Origin of the sequence: Chryseobacterium sp. 22543 (assembly GCF_052044565.1) — a bacterium.
Lineage (GTDB): Bacteria > Bacteroidota > Bacteroidia > Flavobacteriales > Weeksellaceae > Chryseobacterium.
In genome coordinates, this window is record NZ_JBQENH010000004.1 from 263,081 (window position 1) to 277,735 (window position 14,655).

The 14,655-nt window shown below is 36.1% G+C and carries 15 protein-coding genes; 10 read left to right on the forward strand and 5 right to left on the reverse strand.

From position 1 onward, the window contains the following. Positions 1-9: 9 nt before the first annotated feature. Positions 10-1,002 carry an aspartate-semialdehyde dehydrogenase gene (locus ACTJIP_RS15615; RefSeq protein WP_077413472.1) on the forward strand — a complete coding sequence of 331 codons (993 nt, stop codon included), beginning with the start codon at positions 10-12 and terminating at the stop codon, positions 1,000-1,002. A 57-nt stretch (positions 1,003-1,059) separates the two neighbouring features. After that, complete coding sequence (locus ACTJIP_RS15620; protein WP_077413471.1) at positions 1,060-2,058, forward strand: cation diffusion facilitator family transporter; 999 nt, start codon at positions 1,060-1,062, stop codon at positions 2,056-2,058. A 10-nt stretch (positions 2,059-2,068) separates the two neighbouring features. On the opposite strand, the gene ACTJIP_RS15625 is transcribed toward ACTJIP_RS15620, so the two are convergent. Together ACTJIP_RS15625 and xrtF are read right to left on the reverse strand one after the other, a co-directional pair. Continuing rightward, the gene (locus ACTJIP_RS15625; protein ID WP_077413470.1) at positions 2,069-2,506 is read right to left on the reverse strand and encodes an exosortase F system-associated membrane protein; all 438 of its coding nucleotides are present in this window, start codon (positions 2,504-2,506) and stop codon (positions 2,069-2,071) included. Further along, positions 2,493-3,023: an exosortase family protein XrtF gene (xrtF, locus tag ACTJIP_RS15630; protein WP_077413469.1), complete on the reverse strand. Its 531-nt coding sequence runs from the start codon at positions 3,021-3,023 to the stop codon at positions 2,493-2,495. The genes ACTJIP_RS15625 and xrtF overlap by 14 nt, the downstream gene beginning before the upstream one ends. 240 nt (positions 3,024-3,263) lie before the next feature. On the opposite strand from xrtF, the gene ACTJIP_RS15635 reads away from it, so the two are divergent. The 7 genes from ACTJIP_RS15635 (at position 3,264) to ACTJIP_RS15665 (ending at position 8,154) form a co-directional block, all read left to right on the forward strand. Beyond that, a complete protein-coding gene (locus ACTJIP_RS15635; RefSeq protein WP_077413468.1) occupies positions 3,264-4,289 on the forward strand; it encodes an aminoglycoside phosphotransferase family protein in 1,026 nt (341 codons plus the stop codon). A gap of 32 nt (positions 4,290-4,321) precedes the next feature. Further along, on the forward strand, positions 4,322-4,684 hold the full coding sequence (locus tag ACTJIP_RS15640; RefSeq protein ID WP_228408607.1) for a GxxExxY protein: 363 nt from the start codon (positions 4,322-4,324) through the stop codon (positions 4,682-4,684). 116 nt (positions 4,685-4,800) lie between these two features. After that, positions 4,801-5,208, forward strand: a complete 408-nt coding sequence (locus ACTJIP_RS15645) for a RapZ C-terminal domain-containing protein (protein ID WP_077413467.1) — start codon at positions 4,801-4,803, stop codon at positions 5,206-5,208. Positions 5,209-5,318: 110 nt separating this feature from the next. Further along, a complete protein-coding gene (locus ACTJIP_RS15650) occupies positions 5,319-6,032 on the forward strand; it encodes a nucleotidyltransferase family protein (protein WP_077413466.1) in 714 nt (237 codons plus the stop codon). Positions 6,033-6,041: 9 nt separating this feature from the next. Continuing rightward, a complete protein-coding gene (locus ACTJIP_RS15655) occupies positions 6,042-6,794 on the forward strand; it encodes a TIGR00730 family Rossman fold protein (protein ID WP_077413465.1) in 753 nt (250 codons plus the stop codon). Between the two features lie 58 nt (positions 6,795-6,852). Continuing rightward, positions 6,853-7,323: a DUF6702 family protein gene (locus tag ACTJIP_RS15660; RefSeq protein WP_228408605.1), complete on the forward strand. Its 471-nt coding sequence runs from the start codon at positions 6,853-6,855 to the stop codon at positions 7,321-7,323. Positions 7,324-7,602: 279 nt separating this feature from the next. Then, positions 7,603-8,154, forward strand: coding sequence for an inclusion body family protein (locus ACTJIP_RS15665; RefSeq protein WP_047380290.1), 552 nt, complete (start codon positions 7,603-7,605; stop codon positions 8,152-8,154). Between the two features lie 42 nt (positions 8,155-8,196). On the opposite strand, the gene ACTJIP_RS15670 is transcribed toward ACTJIP_RS15665, so the two are convergent. From ACTJIP_RS15670 to ACTJIP_RS15680, 3 genes are all read right to left on the reverse strand, one after another. Continuing rightward, the gene (locus ACTJIP_RS15670; protein WP_077413464.1) at positions 8,197-8,703 is read right to left on the reverse strand and encodes a DUF7336 domain-containing protein; all 507 of its coding nucleotides are present in this window, start codon (positions 8,701-8,703) and stop codon (positions 8,197-8,199) included. A 141-nt stretch (positions 8,704-8,844) separates the two neighbouring features. Then, positions 8,845-10,269 carry a DUF5689 domain-containing protein gene (locus ACTJIP_RS15675; protein ID WP_219072067.1) on the reverse strand — a complete coding sequence of 475 codons (1,425 nt, stop codon included), beginning with the start codon at positions 10,267-10,269 and terminating at the stop codon, positions 8,845-8,847. Between the two features lie 26 nt (positions 10,270-10,295). Then, complete coding sequence (locus tag ACTJIP_RS15680; RefSeq protein WP_440704823.1) at positions 10,296-13,172, reverse strand: carboxypeptidase regulatory-like domain-containing protein; 2,877 nt, start codon at positions 13,170-13,172, stop codon at positions 10,296-10,298. Between the two features lie 251 nt (positions 13,173-13,423). Here ACTJIP_RS15680 and ACTJIP_RS15685 point away from each other — a divergent pair, with 251 nt between their 5' ends. Beyond that, positions 13,424-14,614 carry an endonuclease/exonuclease/phosphatase family protein gene (locus tag ACTJIP_RS15685; protein ID WP_077413461.1) on the forward strand — a complete coding sequence of 397 codons (1,191 nt, stop codon included), beginning with the start codon at positions 13,424-13,426 and terminating at the stop codon, positions 14,612-14,614. Positions 14,615-14,655: the final 41 nt, after the last annotated feature.

Genomic DNA, 14,655 nt, shown 5'->3' on the forward strand with positions numbered 1-14,655 from the left:
ATTAAATCAATGAAAGTAGCTGTAGTAGGTTCAACAGGAATGGTTGGACAAGTTATGCTTAAAGTTTTGGAGGAGAGAAACTTCCCTGTAACAGAATTAATCCCGGTAGCATCCGAAAGATCTGTAGGCAAGAAGGTGAAGTATAAACAGAAGGAATTTACCATCGTAAGCATGAAGGACGCTATAGCTGCCAAACCGGATATTGCAATCTTCTCTGCGGGTGGTTCTACCTCTCTTGAATTCGCTCCTTTATTTGCAGAAGCAGGAATCACAGTAATTGATAATTCTTCAGCATGGAGAATGGACCCTGATAAAAAATTGGTCGTTCCTGAAATCAATGCTGATGTTTTGACAAAAGAAGACAAAATCATTGCAAATCCAAACTGTTCTACCATTCAATTGGTAATGGTTCTAGGACCTTTGAACAAAAAATATGATTTAAAAAGAGTAATTGTTTCTACCTACCAATCTGTAACAGGAACAGGGAAAGCTGCTGTAGACCAATTAAACGGTGAAATCAGCGGAGATGATTCTATCGAAAAAGTATATCCTTATCAGATATTCAAAAATGCATTGCCACACTGTGATGTATTTTCTGATGATGACTACACGAAAGAAGAGATCAAACTGATGAAGGAACCTAAGAAGATCTTAGGAGATGATACCTTCAATTTGACAGCAACCGCTGTAAGAGTTCCGGTTCAGGGAGGACATTCTGAAAGTGTAAATATTGAATTCGAAAATGAATTTGAACTGGATGAAGTAAGAAAAATTTTATCCGAAACTCCTGGTGTTATTGTAATGGATGATGTGAAAAACAACCACTACCCGATGCCTTTATATTCGGAAGGAAAAGATGAAGTCTTCGTAGGAAGAATCAGAAGAGATCTGTCACAGCCCAAAACACTCAACCTCTGGATCGTAGCTGACAATCTGAGGAAAGGAGCAGCAACAAACGCTGTACAAATTGCAGAATACCTTGTAGCAAACAACTTAGTATAAACTAACAAAATAAAAAAGAGTCTCAAAATTGAGATTCTTTTTTTTATCAAACTCTATATGAACACCCAGAAAAATACCCACAAAGAGAAAATAGGATTCCAAAAACTTATTGCAGTGTTTGGAGTTATCCTTTTTATCGGAAAGATTATTGCCTGGAAACTCACCAATTCCGATGCTGTATTTTCCGACGCCATGGAAAGTATTGTTAATGTCATCAGTGCATTCATGGGACTTTATTCCCTTCACCTTGCGGCCAAGCCTAAGGATGAGGACCATCCATACGGTCACGGAAAAGTAGAATTTGTAACTTCCGGTATTGAAGGAGCTCTTATTGCTATTGCCGGCGTCATGATTATCTACGAGGGAGTTCACAGCCTTATTGTAGGAAAAACTCTGAGCAAAATAGATCTTGGGATATGGATTATTGCTGCCACGGCAATTATCAATTATCTATTGGGATATATTTCTATAAAAAAAGGAGAAAGAGAAAACTCTCTGGTGCTTATCTCATCTGGAAAACACCTTCAGTCCGATACCATTACCACTCTTGGAGTAGTTGTCAGTTTAATTATTGTTTACTTCACCAAAATTTATTGGCTGGATTCTGCAGTAGCATTAAGCTTTGGGCTTTATATCATCTTTGTAGGCTATAAAATCGTCCGAAAATCTTTAAGTGGTATTATGGATGAGCAGGATCCTGAAATATTAAATCAGGTCATCAGAATTCTTGAAGGAAACAGACAAATAGAATGGATTGATGTACACAATATGAAAATACAGCAATTCGGTTCTTCACTGCATATTGATGCCCATATTACACTTCCCTGGTATTATGACCTTCGTGATGCTCATAGCGAAATGGAAAAGGTAATTATCCTTCTTGCCAAAAACATGAAACGCAGTATTGAGTTCAATTTCCATATGGATGATTGCAAACCGATTTCATGCCCGGTATGCCAGATTAAAGACTGTCCTGTCCGCGAAAAAGATTTTATCAAACGGGTAGAATGGACTCCTGAAAATGTAACGAGTGTAGATAAACATACCATAGAATAGATAAATTCACTTATCTACCCTCTTTCATCATCTGCTTTCTGTAATAAAACATTGGGACAATCAGCAGTATAATCAATGGCTGGATCACAAATCTTCTCATATAAAAAGAAAAAAGATATCCAATTTCGAATTTATCATGAATACAGTACAGGTAAATCGGAAGAGAGATCATAAACACAATAACCATCATTACGGCACCCTGCAATGTCCATTGCTTGTTTTTAAAGAAACCATAAATGATCAGGCAGGAAAACAAAAGATTTAAAACAAATCTAAATAAATGTCCGCCAATCAGTCTTCCCCATTCAAATGCAGGGAATTCAATATTTTTATTCGCCTCATGAAAGTAATCAAGGAAAGGATCATAAAAAAGAGTATTCTCCAGAATCCTTACCCCTATCAATCCACAGATTCCTGTGATAACCAGAAGCCAACTAAGAATTTTCATGTTTTAAAGCAAAAAATTTAATCCAGACCAGCCAAAGTACAACGACAGTTCCATAAATAATGGCAGGAAAAATAAAATCATGGAACATTTTACCGTATTCCTTATGATCTGTCATGACGATATTCAATCCTACAATTCTCAGAAGATTCATGATGTACAGGATAATCAACCCTGCCCCAACAAAGACAAAGGTTTTCATTCCTTTATAAAAAGCAAAAACGAAAGAAACAAACAGAATGATAACAGAAACAGCATTACAGCCTTCCACCATTCTCGTCTCATACCGTTGTTTTACATAAAACCAAACCTGCTCATTCTTTACATCATCATAAAGTTCCGTAGGATACCCTATGGTATTCTGCAGGGCAGCCACCTGATTGGCAATTATTCTTGAAAAAGAATCCAACCCGGAATCTTTACCGCTATTCAGATAGAACTGATAAGCAAAAAGCAGTACCAGGTAAATAATAATGAAACGCAATAAGATACCTAAAACAGGTTTAAAGTCTTTCAGCATTCTGCAAAGATAAAAATTAGCCTGTAATATCCTGAATTTGAATCAAGAAACTTAAAAAACACCAATCAAATCCTGCGATTGTGTGTATAATACTGAAAAATTTTCTTTAAAACATGCAGTAAAATAAATATTCAACTCTTCTTTTATTCCTTCATTATAGCGGTCTCTTCCTTTCACATTCTCACTTCTTTAAACTATAATTCCCAACTCATGTTAATTTAGTATATTTGTTTCCATATTATGACTTCTGAAAACGCAAAACGATTTTTTGAAAACCATTTGGGTAAAAAATCTTCCGAATTCGTCACATTAGCTCAAAGCGGCTCTGCGAGGGTAAATTTCCTGGCCACTGCCGGCACTGAAAAATACATCATCACCTATAATGAAAATATCCAGGAAAATGAAAGTTTTCTTTACTATTCCGAGGTATTTTCAAATTTGAAACTCAATACCCCTTCTATTCTTGCTGTTTCTGATGACAGAAAAATGTACATCCAGGAATTTTTGGGACAGTACACCCTTTCGGAGATCATTACCAAAGAACAGCAATCTTCTATTGTAAGATCTTTGGTACAGCAGACATTAGAAAGGCTTTTCCAAATGCAGACACAGACACTGGGGAAAATTGATTTTTCAAAAACCTTTGAATACGAAAGTTATGATGAACTTCCTGTGATTCATGATCTTTATTATTTTAAAAACTTTGCAGCAGATGTCCTGGAGCTTGAATACAACAAATCAACACTTTTAAAGGAATTCAAAAAGATTGCTTTACTCATTGAAAACATTGAGCCTAAAGGAATCATGATCCGAGACTTCCAGGCAAGAAATATCATGGTAAATGAGAAGAATGAAGTTTCTTTCATCGATTACCAGTCTGCAATGAAGGGCCCGCTAATGTACGACGTCATCTCTTTTCTTTTTCAGGCTAAAGCCAACTTCACCGAAGACTTCAAACAGGAAATGCTGGAATTTTATATTCAGCAGTTTGAAAATCCTGAAACAAGAATTCAACTAAAAGATGCGGTGATGCCTATTCAGATGATGAGATTTCTACAGGTTTTGGGAGCTTATGGATTCCGTGGTTTGATTCAGAGAAAGCAGCATTTTATGGCCAGCCTTGAAAAAGGAATTCAGAATATTACACAATTTGCTAACTCATGGGAGCAAATGAAAAATTACCCGGAACTGGAAAAAGTAATTCAGCAGCTGACATCAGACAGAGCAAAGCAAAAAATTGAGGAAATTATAAATTTAAACCATTAAGAAAGCTTTAAGTCATTAAGAATATTAAGGTTATGACCAAAAAAGAAATTACCCAACTGTCATATGAAATTACAGGCTTTGCTATTAAAGTCCATAAGGCTCTTGGTCCTGGTCTCCTTGAAAGTGTCTATGAAGAATGTTTAAAAATTGAGCTTATTAAAAATGGTTATGATGTTAAACAGCAGCTGTATTTCCCCATCAATTATGAAGGGATAGAAATTGAAACAAAGCTTGTTGTAGATCTCCTCGTCAATGATACAATTATTAAAGAGTTAAAAGCTGTAGAAGAAGTTTTACCAATACATGAGGCACAACTACTCACTTACATGAAAGTTCTTAAAAAGCCACAAGGTCTTCTTATTAACTTTTTACGAACAATATTACAAAGTCAATGAAACCCTTTATTAATGATTTTTTTAAAGAACTTCCTGACTAAATTTTGATTTATCAAAATCTTAACTTACCTTAAAAACTAAATAAACCTTAATGGTTTAAAAAATTAAAAAAGAATATGCTACACATCGAGATACACAGTTTTTCATACAAGAAAGGGGGAATTCCTAAAGACAATTCAGGAAATGGCGGAGGTTTCGCTTTTGACTGCCGTGGAATTTTAAATCCCGGAAGAATTGAAGAATATAAAATTCAGACCGGAAATGATATCGGAGTTCAGGAATACCTGGAAACAAAAACGGACATGCCAAAGTTTTTAGAATTGGTAAAATCCCTTGTTTCTATAAATATTGACAACTATCTTGAAAGAGGATTTGAACATCTGCAGATTAACTTCGGATGTACGGGCGGACAGCACAGATCGGTATATTCCGCTATAAAAATCGCCGAATTTATCCAGAAAAAATATCCTGAAGGAACTGAGATAACCCTTCACCATGATGAACAACCACAACTGAATTCATAAAAGATAAGCGATGATTGATAAATGATTATTTTTCACTGTTATTTTAATGATCATTTATTAATTATAAAAGTTTTATCATTCATCAACTATCATTTATCAATTATAAAAAAATGAAAGCTCTAATTTTCGCAGCAGGAAAGGGGACCAGACTTAAACCGTTTACAGATCACCATCCGAAAGCGTTGGCAAAAGTAAACGAAATTCCGCTTCTGGAAAGAAATATCACTTACCTGAAAAGTTTCGGAATAAAGGATTTTGTGATCAATATTCATCATTTTGGAGATCAGATTGTTGATTTCTTAAATAAAAACAATAATTTCGGATGCAGGATTGAAATCTCTGATGAAACCAACGAACTTCTTGAAACAGGGGGTGGCTTGATTTTTGCGAGAAAATTTCTTGATCACGGAGAAGATTTTTTAATCATGAATGCGGATATTCTCACCGACCTGAACGTCAATGCGTTGGTGGAATACCACAAAAAGATAAAAGATTTTGCTACTTTAGCGGTTTCCGACAGGGAAAGCTCGAGAAAACTTCTTTTCAATGATGATATGGTTTTGAGAGGCTGGCTAAACGTACAAACTGGTGAACAAAGGCTGGCGGAATTCAACAAAGGCTTTAAAGCTCTTGCTTTCAGCGGAATTCATTGTATCAATCCTAAGATCTTCGAAAAAATAAAAAGAACAGGCAAATTTTCTGTTATGGAAGAATATCTGGACCTGATGCAGACCGAGCATATACACGGTTTTGTACACAACAGTATTCTTATCGATGTCGGAAGACCTTCATCTGTAATAGAAGCCGAAAAACACTTTAAATAAAATTTTGCAATGGAAATTGATGGAATTAGGGATGAAAGTTTAATAAATCCGGAACTTGACGTTAACGAAACAAAACTACATAACAGTTTCAGACAAAAAACCTGGGACGAAACAATCGCTAAAGACAGCTGGATGGTCTTCAAGGTCATGGCTGAATTTGTAGACGGTTATGAGAAACTGGCCAAGATTGGTCCATGTGTTTCTATATTTGGTTCTGCCCGACTGAAACCGGAGAACAAATACTATGAAATGGCTGTCGATATTGCGGAAAAGATTACCAAAATAGGCTTCGGAATCATCACCGGAGGCGGTCCGGGTGTTATGGAAGCTGGAAACAAAGGAGCTTTCAACGCCAAAGGAAAATCTATCGGATTGAATATTGATCTTCCTTTTGAACAGCATTTTAATCCTTACATCAATAAATCCTATTCTATGAATTTTGATTACTTTTTCGTGAGAAAAGTAATGTTTGTAAAATATTCTCAGGGGTTTGTAGTAATGCCAGGCGGTTTCGGGACATTGGATGAGCTTACTGAAGCAATGACTCTTATTCAAACCAACAAAATAGGAAAATTTCCAATTGTTCTGGTGGGAAGCGAGTTCTGGGGAGGATTATTAGATTGGTTCAAAGCAACCTTATTGAAAGAAGGAATGATTGCTGAAGATGATTTGGATCTTTATCGTGTGGTAGATACCGCTGACGAGGCTGTAGCACATATTAAAGCCTTCTATGATAAATATTCTGTGAATGTAAATTTTTAATTGGCATATTATTTGTGACTTATAACGAACAAGTATGATTGTAAATCTATTAATTAAGATGAAAAAACTTTTATATATATCAGGAATTTTAACATTTTTTGTGTTAATGAGTTTTATGTATGTAGACTTTTTCTCTTCAATGACCAAAGTGGATTATGTTGATGGAAGCAAGACATTGAAGTTTACCACAAAAATGAATACAAGCCACATCTCTGATGCAATAAAGATCAACCCTAACACGGCCGGATTTGAAGCAGAAGTAAAAAAATATGTGAACAATAATTTTGATGTATTTGTCAATGGGGCTCCTAAAACGATAACCTTCACAGGAAGTCAGGTCAGTGGAGAAACTGTATGGGTATATTTTGAAACCGGAGGTGTTTCAGATATCAATACCTTAAAGATTAAAAATACGATCCTTTTAAGCGCTTTTCCTAAGCAGATCAATCTGGTGAATATTGCCTATAAGGGCAGCCAGAAAACAATGAACTTCCAAAGAGGAAAAGAGGTGAATGAGGTTTCTTTTTAACGTGAATTAGATTTAACCATTATAAAATGGGTACCCTGGAAAGTAAAACTTTTCAGGGTATTTTTTGTTTAAATCCAAACAAGTCACTAAAAAGAGATTAATTACGTACAAATACCTAATCGCTAATTTCAGCATTTGTACCATAATATATTCAATTTCAGCAATGTACATTTGTATAGTAATTACAACCACAACAACGTGAAGCCGGAATCACTTTAATAACGGGGCAGAATCTGAAAAGCCAAATGAGTAAGAAACACCAAACTAAAACCAAATATCATGGACGACGTAACACTTAAATCATCGAGTCAGGCAATAGATGTCCTGATCGTAATTGACACGGATTATGTACGAGCAAATTATAAAAGCCCCAGTACGGATCCAAATAAACCTGTAGGAATTGACCATAACAGCCAGCATATGATTGTTTCAAATGCCAATGCCATCTCAGGGCAAGGTTCTGCCGACCTCAATTTCAGTGCAAGAGCCGGAGATACAGTTTCTTTCAGAGGAACTTCAATCTATCAGAATTCGGATGACGCAGTTATTATTTATAATATTAAATACTGGTCAGGTGATCAGGTTTTTAATAATTTCGTATACAATTCTGTGAGAAGAAAGCAAGCCGCTGTACCAGATGTAAATTCTTTAAACGGCCTTCCTGCCACCTCTGCAGATATTAGCTTTGCTAGTATTGACTCCAAAGTAAGATCTACTGGAAAAGAGAACTTCTATGTACAGTTTGGGCTTTACATTTTAGATCCGAATGACAGTAACAAACAGATTCTGTACGGTTACTTTTACTGGGATCCAACAATTACGGTTAAGTAAACGAAAATAATAAAACCACTGCGATGCGGTGGTTTTTGTTTTTTAAACGCTGCCAAATCCGCTGCTCCATAAAAGTGTTGCAAGATCCAGTTCACAGATAATAAAATCATCTTGATGATCTTTAAAACCCGGTTTATTTTTGAGCTCTTCAATAGCTTTCTCTACCTTTTCTAAAGTTGAAAATACCCCGATATATCTTTCATCATCTAAAAAAGTATGGATTGTATAGGAATGGCTGACACTGAAAACAGTATTTAATCCTAATTCTTTGACTGAAATACAGTTCTCATCTATCTCATCACCTTTTTCTATATAATCACGTCCTATTTCACCAATTACCTTCTCAAAGCCATTATTCCAATGTATTTTATCCATAATATAACAATCTGCAACAAAACAATCCGGATAATCTCTGAATCCAGACATAAGAACGGCTTTTGCTTTTAGTTTCTCTAAATCTTCAAGGCTATTTGAAAAGCCCAGAAATTTGGTATCTGTATGAGATTCATCAGTGTAAGTATGATTCAAAGCATAAATGAAGTATTCCATCTTAAATATAATTTCCTAGTTTAAAAATATAAAATTCTCTGCTTTTTTGATTTGAAAAAAATATTAAAATAAAACTCGGGCAGCTCTTACGAGCTGCCCGAGTTTTATAAGTGCATTAGAAATATATTTTATTCTAATGTATTACTCAATTTTGATGTTGTCAATCTGAAGATCATATACTCCATCTTTTCCGGTTTTGAGTGCAAACATAGTTTTTCCAGAAGTAATATTAAGATCAGTAAGACCTGTAAGAGTAAGCTCCACCAGTCTCCATTGTCCGTTCGTATTGATAGATCCTGTATATGAATTCGTGCTTTCCGGACTTAAAGTAGCCCCTGTAGAGAATGTTCCTAAATTGAATGTATAGAAAGCAGATGTATTAGGAAGAAGCGGTGTTGCTCTATATACATTGAAAGAAAGTGATTTTCCGGATGCAGTCCCTTTAATATACATTGTAATTCTCTTTGGAGCCGCAGGAATTCCTGACGCAGCATTCGCTGTAAATACATAATCATTATTGGCAGGTGTACCTTTAATCTGAAGGGAATTTGTACCGTTATACCCCAAACCAATACCTTGAGACGCATAAGGCATAAGCCCAAAGCTATTTAAACTTGATAGGAAAGATGCCCAGTTTTCAAAATCAGAGCTTGGGAAAAGATTTACTGCATTAGCGGATGGAAGCTCCGGTTCACCTGGGGTAAATCTGGCGTTCGGAAAGTTAATATCATTAAGATCCCTTATATAAGCCTGATCTGTGAAAACCGTCGCGTTACTTGAGCTTGTAAAACGGCTTAAAATAAGAACGATATCACCACTTTTTTCATATTTAGGAGAGATCGGAGATTTCCCAAAAGTTGAAAAGTTACTGAAACGAAGATCTAATCTGCCTGCTTTTTTATCCGTAATATAACGATCGCCTGTAGCTGATTCGTCGGCAAAGTTCTTTGTCAATTCAGGCTCTTCAAACTGAACGTTTTTTATTTTTACAAGCTGATTAACGTGCGCACCATTTTTCAGAGCATCTGAGATAAAGTTGAACTCTAATGGTTTCATTGCAGCTACTACAGGCTTCTGTCCGTCGCAAACTCTTGCCATGTAATTAGAAACTTTATTTGGGTTGATTCTACCGATAGGATAGTTAGGATCATAAGAACCTACTTTAATGTTTCCATTAACCCCCTGAACGATCAATCCTTTCAGGTTGATTCTTACTAAAGCCCCAACTGGGAAATCAAGATACTGATTGCTACCGTCGATATCAATCTCAATACCTTGAGTTGGGTTTTCAGGCTTATCCTGAAGGAACATCATTTTGTAAAGATTTCCGGATTCATCACTTGAAGAAACGTAAGCTTCTACGATAAAATCTTCTTTAATGATATCAGCTTCAACGGGTTTTGCTTTTGCTATGGTTGTAATCTCAGATAACTGGTGATTAGCTGCTGCAAATTTGTTACTACATTTGATTTCCGGCACATCATAATCATCAGTTTTTACACAAGACGAGATTGCTAGCATTGAAATGGCCGTAAAGATCGCCGCTTTAAAATATATATTTTTCATTTTTTTCGATTTTTAATTTTAATTTTTTAGAATCTGAATTGAAGGTTAAGAAAATAAGATCTACCCTGGTTATACCAATATTTAGGAGCGAATACCATGTTTCCGCTGTCATAATCATTAGCATAGTCAGTATAGTTAACGTTTCTCGTCTGCTCAAATCCACCTGTAATAAAGTTTCTGTTATTAAGGATGTTATTTACAGATGCAGACACTAACACATAATACTTACCAATCATCCATGATTTACCTGCATTCACATTGAAGAAGAACGCTGAAGGTAATTTTGTTGGAGTAAGAATTCTTGCAAGCTCTTCCTCTGTTACGTTATCATAAGGTACTCCAGGTGTGTTAGGATTTGTATAGAATCTTTCTGTTCTGGTTACCGGAGACGGATCCAGGAATGAATGTCCGAAATAGTTCCATGTAGCTCCTACCCACCAATACTTAGGGCTGCTGTAACGAAGACCTAAAGTGTATGCCTCCTGAGGCGTTCCTCCTTGTCTGTAGTTTTTAAGGGTAGCCTCTCCCATATTGGTATAAGATCTTGATACAATATTTCCGTTTCCGTCAAGTTCTCTGAATGTTCCAACCGCATCAGATGCAAAATAAACGGTAGGATTATTAGTATAAGTATATTGTCCTACACTTAATAATCCGCTGGCTGTCAAAGTAGGAGTAACTTTCACCTGTGCTCCAAGCTCAATACCCATATTTCTTTTGTTAGCACCTGCCAATACCTGTGTAATGAAAGCACCATCCTGTACAGGAGCCTGATCTCCGCTCTCAGTAAGGTTTGTGAGTTTAACTCCCTGTGCGAAATATCTTTGCACACTTGTTTCGTTTTGAGTATTAACAAGGTAACCGGTCAATCTAAGTTTAACAATCGGAGTAGAAATTACATAGCTCAAATCGTTTGCATCAATAACAACATTCTTGATCCCCGGAGTTGTAACACCACTTACTCTTGTATTAAAATAAATATCATTTAAGAAAGGAGACTGTGAAAAGTAAGCTCCGTTATAAACCAAAAAGTTTCTACCGTTGATTTTATAGGTAACCTGACCTTTAACCCCTGCATTCCAGAAGTTTTGGTCTGCTCCTTTTCCATAAGAAGACTCATACAGATAATGTTGGAATAAACCTTCTCTGCTGTTCGTTGTATATCCGAACAGTCCGGAAATAAAAACATCAAATTTCCCTGTGGAGAATTTAAATGCAGGATTTATTTTAAATTCCTGTCTTCTGAAAATATAGCTGTATCCGATTTTATCACCTTCTCTTTTGGCAACATCAGTATCGCTTTCTCTTGTATTAAATTTCCCCCAAACACTTCCAGCAGTCGTATTGGAGGCAAATGGGTCCATATTCAGAGCAAAATCAGCACCTAAAAGGTCATTCACTTCTCTGTACTGTTCAGATCTGTAATTCTGATAAGATAAGTTTAAGATAAAACGGGAAGTATCGGTGAAGTTATAGGTATAATGTGTAGATACATTCCATACTTTATCATCTTTTACATCATCTACAAGGTAATAAGCCGCTCTTCTTCCTCCAAGTAACGCATTGTATTGTACGTTTCTATTGGCATTATAAAGATTATCCCAATTGATCTGTGTGTGCGACTGATCATCATTAGTCCACCAGTCTCTTGTAATTCCAATGTTAGCAGCCTGTTCCGGAGACGGATTTGTATAGTTTAACCAATAGCTTGGTAAATTACGGTAATAAGTTGGAGACGGGTTATTGGCTCTATACCAGTCCAATCTTGAACTATATTCTTTACCGAACTGATAGGAAACAGAGGTCCATAACTGAGAGTTTTTATTGATTTTCCAGAAATCCTGTAACTGGATCATTGGCTGGAAACCTCTTTTCACTCTCTCATTCCTTTTATCTCCATTCTGCCATCCCCAGTAAGAATTGTAATGAACTCCTCTGAAATCATAAACTTCCTGAGTACTTGGACTTGAAGAGCTTCTCTCATATTTGGAACCTATAGCATTTAAAGTCATGGTATGACTGTCACTGAATTTCTTCTCAATACCAATATATCCACTGTATGCATCATAAGCAGTACCATCCTGAATCCCTTCCTGTGACCATCTTCTCGCGATCATTCCAGTAAATGCCCATCCGTTCTTATTCATTCCGGAAGAGAATCTGTAAGATAATCTGTTGGTATAGTTTCTGTTGGTCAGAGAGTACGTCAGCTGACTTCCTTTTCTGTACTCGCTGGCTTTGGTATTCTTATAAAATACTCCGGTAGTTCCTCCGAAAGCATATTCGGAAGGGGCATGGTTAGCTGCAATTTCCGGGTAACGGGTGATTTCGTTCAATCCTCCCCAGGTACTGAAGTCTACATCTCCATTATCTGCAGCGGCCATAGAAATCCCGTTGATCATATTCTCACCTGTTCTGCTATCAATTCCTCTTGGGCGGAACCAGTATGGACCTAAATCGAAACTTGCAATTCTATTGAAGACATCCTGAGAAGACTGTAATAATCCTACAGTTGCGGTTTGCTGTGCGCCGCCACCATCACTTTCTCCTGAATCCTCCACAATAGCTAAACCCTGATCTGCACCATTCAATGCAGAATAAAGAGTAATTACTCCAAGATCTTTTCTCTTCTCATTATTAGTTACGTCAAATTCAAAAATTTTAGTTTCAAAATTCGGCTTTGTAACCATAATTTGATAATGTCCCGGCATCAAGTCAGTAAATTGGAAATAACCGATCTTGTCTGCCTTTGCATCATTTCCTGCTCCTTTTAAATCTACACTTGCTTGCTCAACAGGCTTTCCTTCCGCATCCTTAAGATACGCAAACACTGTTGTCTGCGCATAATAATATGACGCAGGCAGCAAAGTAAATAAAGAGATCAATGATAGTTTTTTAATCATGAGTATATTTATTTTTTTAAATACTTTTCTTGTTAATTTTCAACAGTTTAAAAGTTGGGGGCACAAATTTAATCAAATTTTGTAATTCACAACTTTTTTAACAATATTTTTCCTTAATACTGCAAGCTTTTAAGAATCATTATATAAATGATTCTGAGATAATTGCTTTTAAATTTACAAATATTTAAAACGTAGTGAATTAAAAAAAGTAAATTTGTAAATTAAATAGTATTAATAATAACTCAAAGAAGATGAAGAGATTTTCGAGTCTGTTTGCCATCATTATTTCGGTCATGGCATTTTCGCAGCAACAAGGAAAACTGAGAAAAGTAGCTACTGTAGGTTTTTTAAATGTAGAAAACCTGTGGGACACTATCCGTTCAGCGGATTATATTGATGGAACCAAGGACATTAAAAATCCTGCTTTTCACAGAAGTATTCCTATGGATTCTATCAAACTTCTGGAAGCTGAAAAATATGATGGACCATGGAGTGACGGTGCTTTAATTGGTAAAAAGGTAGTAAGAGAACAAGGTGGTTCTGAAGAGTTTACCCCAAAAAGTGCAAAAAACTACGGGACTAAGATTTATAAAGCAAAATTGGCCAATGAAGCCAAAGTGATTTCTGAAATGGGAGCACAGTATACCAAAACAGCTCCTGCAGTAGTGGGATTAATTGAGGTTGAAAACAGACAGGTCATCCAGGATCTGATCAACGAACCCGCTTTAAAGAAATATGATTACGGGATTATTCATTACAACTCTTATGACTACAGAGGAATTGATGTTGCATTGATTTATCAGAAAAGAAGATTCACTCCTACCAATTCATTAAAAAAAGAACTGAAAATATACGGTGACAACGGAAGAAGAGAATATACAAGAGATATTCTTGTTGTAACAGGGTTTTTAGATAATGAAAAAGTGGCATTCTTTATGAACCACTGGCCTTCAAGAAGAGGAGGTGAAGCGATTTCTTTACCTAAAAGAAATGCTGCAGCCGCTTTATTGAAACAGCAGATGGACAGTATAAGAGCTGCAGACCCAACAACGAAGCTTTTTGCAATGGGTGACTTTAATGACGATCCTGTAAGCCCGAGTTTAAAAAACCACCTGAAAGCTCAGGCAGCACCTAAAGATTTAAGTGAAGAAACACCATACCTTAATCTGATGTATCCTTTATATAAGAAAGGAGTGGCATCTCTCGCCTATCAGGATGCACCGAACCTGTTTGACCAGATTATTGTTTCTAAAAATGTAATTTCAGATCAGGTAACTAAAGAATATTCTGTGTACAAAACAGAAATTTTCGCACCGTCTTATTTAGTTAATAAAGAAGGAAATTATAAAGGCTATCCTTTCAGATCCTGGAATGGAGACCAGTTCACAGGAGGTTACAGTGATCATTTCCCGGCATTTGTAGTTCTCCAGAAAGAACCATAAAAAAGTTAGGCACTCTTATTGGAGTGCTTTTTTTATATAAA

Coding starts and splice junctions, on each gene's coding strand:
- ACTJIP_RS15650 (WP_077413466.1), top strand. CDS start 5,319: ATGAAAGCTCTAATTTTCGCAGCAGGAAAGGGGACCAGACTTAAACCG.
- ACTJIP_RS15680 (WP_440704823.1), bottom strand. CDS start 13,172: ATGATTAAAAAACTATCATTGATCTCTTTATTTACTTTGCTGCCTGCG.
- ACTJIP_RS15660 (WP_228408605.1), top strand. CDS start 6,853: ATGAAAAAACTTTTATATATATCAGGAATTTTAACATTTTTTGTGTTA.
- xrtF (WP_077413469.1), bottom strand. CDS start 3,023: ATGCTGAAAGACTTTAAACCTGTTTTAGGTATCTTATTGCGTTTCATT.
- ACTJIP_RS15615 (WP_077413472.1), top strand. CDS start 10: ATGAAAGTAGCTGTAGTAGGTTCAACAGGAATGGTTGGACAAGTTATG.
- ACTJIP_RS15640 (WP_228408607.1), top strand. CDS start 4,322: ATGACCAAAAAAGAAATTACCCAACTGTCATATGAAATTACAGGCTTT.
- ACTJIP_RS15625 (WP_077413470.1), bottom strand. CDS start 2,506: ATGAAAATTCTTAGTTGGCTTCTGGTTATCACAGGAATCTGTGGATTG.
- ACTJIP_RS15655 (WP_077413465.1), top strand. CDS start 6,042: ATGGAAATTGATGGAATTAGGGATGAAAGTTTAATAAATCCGGAACTT.
- ACTJIP_RS15665 (WP_047380290.1), top strand. CDS start 7,603: ATGGACGACGTAACACTTAAATCATCGAGTCAGGCAATAGATGTCCTG.
- ACTJIP_RS15685 (WP_077413461.1), top strand. CDS start 13,424: ATGAAGAGATTTTCGAGTCTGTTTGCCATCATTATTTCGGTCATGGCA.
- ACTJIP_RS15675 (WP_219072067.1), bottom strand. CDS start 10,269: ATGAAAAATATATATTTTAAAGCGGCGATCTTTACGGCCATTTCAATG.
- ACTJIP_RS15635 (WP_077413468.1), top strand. CDS start 3,264: ATGACTTCTGAAAACGCAAAACGATTTTTTGAAAACCATTTGGGTAAA.
- ACTJIP_RS15670 (WP_077413464.1), bottom strand. CDS start 8,703: ATGGAATACTTCATTTATGCTTTGAATCATACTTACACTGATGAATCT.
- ACTJIP_RS15620 (WP_077413471.1), top strand. CDS start 1,060: ATGAACACCCAGAAAAATACCCACAAAGAGAAAATAGGATTCCAAAAA.
- ACTJIP_RS15645 (WP_077413467.1), top strand. CDS start 4,801: ATGCTACACATCGAGATACACAGTTTTTCATACAAGAAAGGGGGAATT.